Below are 3,742 nucleotides of genomic sequence, written 5' to 3' on the forward strand. Positions count from 1 at the left end.
AAAAAACTTTACACTAACATAGATTAAATAGGAGATTTTAAAATGAATATTAGCAACTAAAAGTTCATAGATAATCCGAATGTCATGGTGATTATAACAAAATAATTAGTTTTTATATTTGTAAAAGCAATAAGCGATAAGGGGTATTAAATATATGAAGTTGATTCATGAATTGATTAGTGAAGATGAATCTGCAAAGAAAATATTATTAAAATGGGAAGATGAAGCAATAAATAAAATAGAAATTCTACATCCGTGCGAAGAGAATAATGAGAAGGTGTTACTAAACTTGCAGGTAACAACAAAGTCTTTATTAGGAGCAATAGCGTATAATACTGGTGGTATATTTATAGAATACGGATGGATTAGAATTTTGGGCAGCGGAAGTAATAAAATTAATAGAGATGTTTCATCATGGAATGGGCTAAATAGTAATAAAAAATTAAATGGAGCTTTATTAGTTGCAGATGATGTTTTAGGGGGATTTTTTGCAATAAATGGAGGTGCATTTATCGGGGAGATGGGGAATGTGTTCTACCTTGCTCCAGATACATTAGAGTGGGAAGATCTAGATTTAAAATTTGCAGATTTTATTTATTGGACTTTCACAGGAGATATAAACAAATTTTATGAAACATTTAGATGGCAAGGATGGAAAGATGAGATTGGCAAGATAACTGGAGATGATGGGATTTCAGTGTATCCTTATCTTTGGGCGGAAGATTTAGATGTAGAAATACGGTCAAGAAAGAGAGTTCCCATTGAGGAATTGTGGGGAATTACTATGGAGTTTAGAGAGCGGTTCGGTTTAAACTAGAGAAACTTTTTAGAACGTATTACGAATTAAGAGGAGTACTATAAGGGATCATAGGGAGAAAATTATATCAATATGATGTAGTGGGAGATGAGATGATTTGAGTGATTTTTTTGAAAGGCATGAACCCGCAAGTAGTAGAGCGAATGTGTTCGGATGGATTAGTATTAAAGATGATAAATATAAGCTTTTATCGGAGGCTCCAGATTTAATAAATAGAATTAATCAATATATAATAGAAATAAACGGATTTAAAAAATTCATTGAATATTTAGGGAAGGATAAGCAAATTTATTCTTGTTGTTATTTTAAAAATAAATCTGAAATTTTGACAAAGATCCAAAAATATATTAAAAAGAAAGCACTAATAAAAGAAGAATTTGCTGAATCTAATATAGTTGATGAACTCTATTATAAAAAAATATATAGTATAAAAGATTTTGACATCGAGTTGTTTAAAGATTCTTATTGCGATACTTTATTAGTTTTTTCAAATGATAAACTTGAAGAAAATACATTGGTAGAAATATTAAAAAAGTTAGATTTCTTTTGTCAACCAAAGGATCTCGGGGGGTATTTTCCAACTGAAAATGTTATTTCTTCATTAATAGCAAAAGAAATGGGATTAGTTTATGTTGTAAGGCATTATTGTAATTGGGATGAAGTAAATGAAAGAGATATATTTGTTAGTTATTCAAAAGAGAAATTATAAATATAGTTTTGTAAAGGATAGTATATTATGAAAAAAGTATCTTCTTTAGGATCTGTAGGAGTTTTATTGGGCTTAGTAATATCAAGATTTACTGTGATTAAGTATGGGGTTAATGCGAGACCAATCATACTATTTACTATACTAACAGTTTGTATGTTATGTGAAATATTATTAATAATTAGAAGAGAGTATATAATTGCAGTATGTTCATTGTCTATGATAATACCTTTAGTTCTTATAACAATTGGGGTGTATTTAGATAACGTAATTGTAGATTTTATTGGAATAGGATTAATATTTATATTAATTCCACTTATGATAAAGTTTCTAAAGAGATATAAAAATAATTCTAGTATTAAGTAGTTTGTAAATTGTTAAGTTAGGGGTAAAAGATGTTAGATAAGATCAAGAAAAAAGTCATAAATATTTTAGATTTAAGTAGTGATAGGTTACCTTTTGGATTTTTTGCAGCAATAGTAGTTATAACTTCTATAACTACTAAAAGAATGGGTTTCAATTCAATTATTATATTATTAGTTACAGTAAGTGTATTAATGCTATTAGCAACTATTACACAGATCATGAGACATGATAGAAATAAAAGAAATATTTTAATTTATTTTGGAGCGACATTAGCATGCATAATTATGACTATAACAGCTGAGAGATTAGAATATTATTTAAGAATAGGTGATTCAATAATGTTTGCTAATATTATAAAGATATTCTTAAGTGGATTGGCTATAGTTGCGGATATAATTGGAATATTCCAAATCAAAAATAAGATTAATAGCAAAGGAAAAAAGCTTACATTAATTATCATAATGATATATTTTAGTATGATAGCTATACTAGCAATAGTTTTTTTACCTCCTAAAAACATATGACACATAAATAATATAAAAAGATGACCTAAACATTAGTCGTAGTTTTTTGTTCTATAATATATTTATTTATTAAAAAACAATACGTAGGGGCAATTATATTTCTAGTGATTTCTATACCACTTAGCGTAGTTGCTGTTGGAATGTATCTAGGAAATATGGAATTATTAGAATTAGGACTAGTATTATTTTTACTACAACTGGAAGTTTAGCTTTAGTTTTACCTAGATTTATAAAAAATAGCTAAAGTATATGTAATGAGAATGTATAAATACGTGCAGGAGTTATTTATAGTAAAGGAGACTAAGATGTGTTTATAAGAATTTTTATTCGTTCTAATACAGTAGATGAAGCTAAGGAAGTGTATCAAAACTTAATTAATGAAACAAAACAATTTATTAAATCTGAAAAAATAGAGAAAATAGAACCTTATTGGAAATATGATGATACACATGTTATAGAAGCGAATATATTATTAAATTGCCACTTAGATAGTATTCAATTTAAAGAATTTTTATATAAAATATCAGATAAGTGGGAGTTCTTTGGTATTCCTGTAGATGAAGCATTAGCATCTAGAAATGTAGATGGATGTAAATACATTATTGATGAAATTGATATGATAAATATATTCTATTAATTAAATTTAATATATTTAAAAATTAATAAGCATAAAATTTAACCACAGCTAATAGTTAAACATAAAAGTATTCAATATACTTGGATAGTTTATTGTTTTATAATTAGATACCAACTCCAAAAATATTTAATGTTTCTTAATATTATGAAAGTAGGTCTATAAATTGAAAGATAAAAGAGCGCTTATGTCTATATTATCCATTGCTTGTGGACTTTTTGGGTATTTTTGTTGGAATAATGTTCGAAGTGAATTTAGAATTTTATTTTTAGTTGCAGTATTCATATTAGTAATGGCGTATATTATGGAAGGCAAAAAAATAATTATAATAAGGTTTCATTAAAAATAAGTATACTAGCGTTAATGTTATCTGTAACTCTTTTTGTGAATGAACTTATTACGTATAAGTATCCTGAATTCTTATATTTACAAGGATATATCATTTCTTTAACTATTGTCATAATTAGTGTTATGCTAATTGTTAGTGCAATTTATTATATTAAAGCATCTAATAGAAGAAAGCGTGCTTTAATGATAGCAATTATATCATTTATGATATTATGTGTAATAGTTATAATTATAGCTGCGGTACTAAAAAATAAATAGATATTATAGTTTTTAGAAAACAGGTGATTGAATGAGATTTAAAAATAAAAAAAGATTTTTAATTTTAATCAGAGTGTCGACAAAGTCGA

Annotated in this window: 6 protein-coding genes; all 6 read left to right on the plus strand. The window is 26.3% G+C overall.

Annotated features, from left to right (window positions below):
- Window positions 1–154: 154 nt before the first annotated feature.
- Complete coding sequence (locus B3N22_RS23475) at window positions 155–817, plus strand: DUF2625 family protein (RefSeq protein WP_238907493.1); 663 nt, start codon at window positions 155–157, stop codon at window positions 815–817.
- 97 nt (window positions 818–914) lie between these two features.
- On the plus strand, window positions 915–1,526 hold the full coding sequence (locus tag B3N22_RS23480) for a hypothetical protein (RefSeq protein WP_238907492.1): 612 nt from the start codon (window positions 915–917) through the stop codon (window positions 1,524–1,526).
- A 27-nt stretch (window positions 1,527–1,553) separates the two neighbouring features.
- Entirely contained in the window at window positions 1,554–1,889 is a 336-nt protein-coding gene (locus B3N22_RS23485; protein ID WP_238907491.1) for a hypothetical protein, read from the plus strand.
- A 29-nt stretch (window positions 1,890–1,918) separates the two neighbouring features.
- Window positions 1,919–2,413 (plus strand): hypothetical protein, encoded by a 495-nt coding sequence (locus tag B3N22_RS23490; RefSeq protein ID WP_238907490.1) that lies wholly within the window; start codon window positions 1,919–1,921, stop codon window positions 2,411–2,413.
- Window positions 2,414–2,720: 307 nt separating this feature from the next.
- Window positions 2,721–3,050, plus strand: a complete 330-nt coding sequence (locus B3N22_RS23495) for a hypothetical protein (RefSeq protein WP_238907489.1) — start codon at window positions 2,721–2,723, stop codon at window positions 3,048–3,050.
- Between the two features lie 163 nt (window positions 3,051–3,213).
- A complete protein-coding gene (locus B3N22_RS23500) occupies window positions 3,214–3,390 on the plus strand; it encodes a hypothetical protein (RefSeq protein ID WP_286911109.1) in 177 nt (58 codons plus the stop codon).
- Window positions 3,391–3,742: the final 352 nt, after the last annotated feature.

The sequence above is a fragment of the Clostridium sp. UBA1652 genome, from assembly GCF_002320975.1.
Classification (GTDB): Bacteria; Bacillota; Clostridia; order Clostridiales; family Clostridiaceae; genus Clostridium_T; species Clostridium_T intestinale.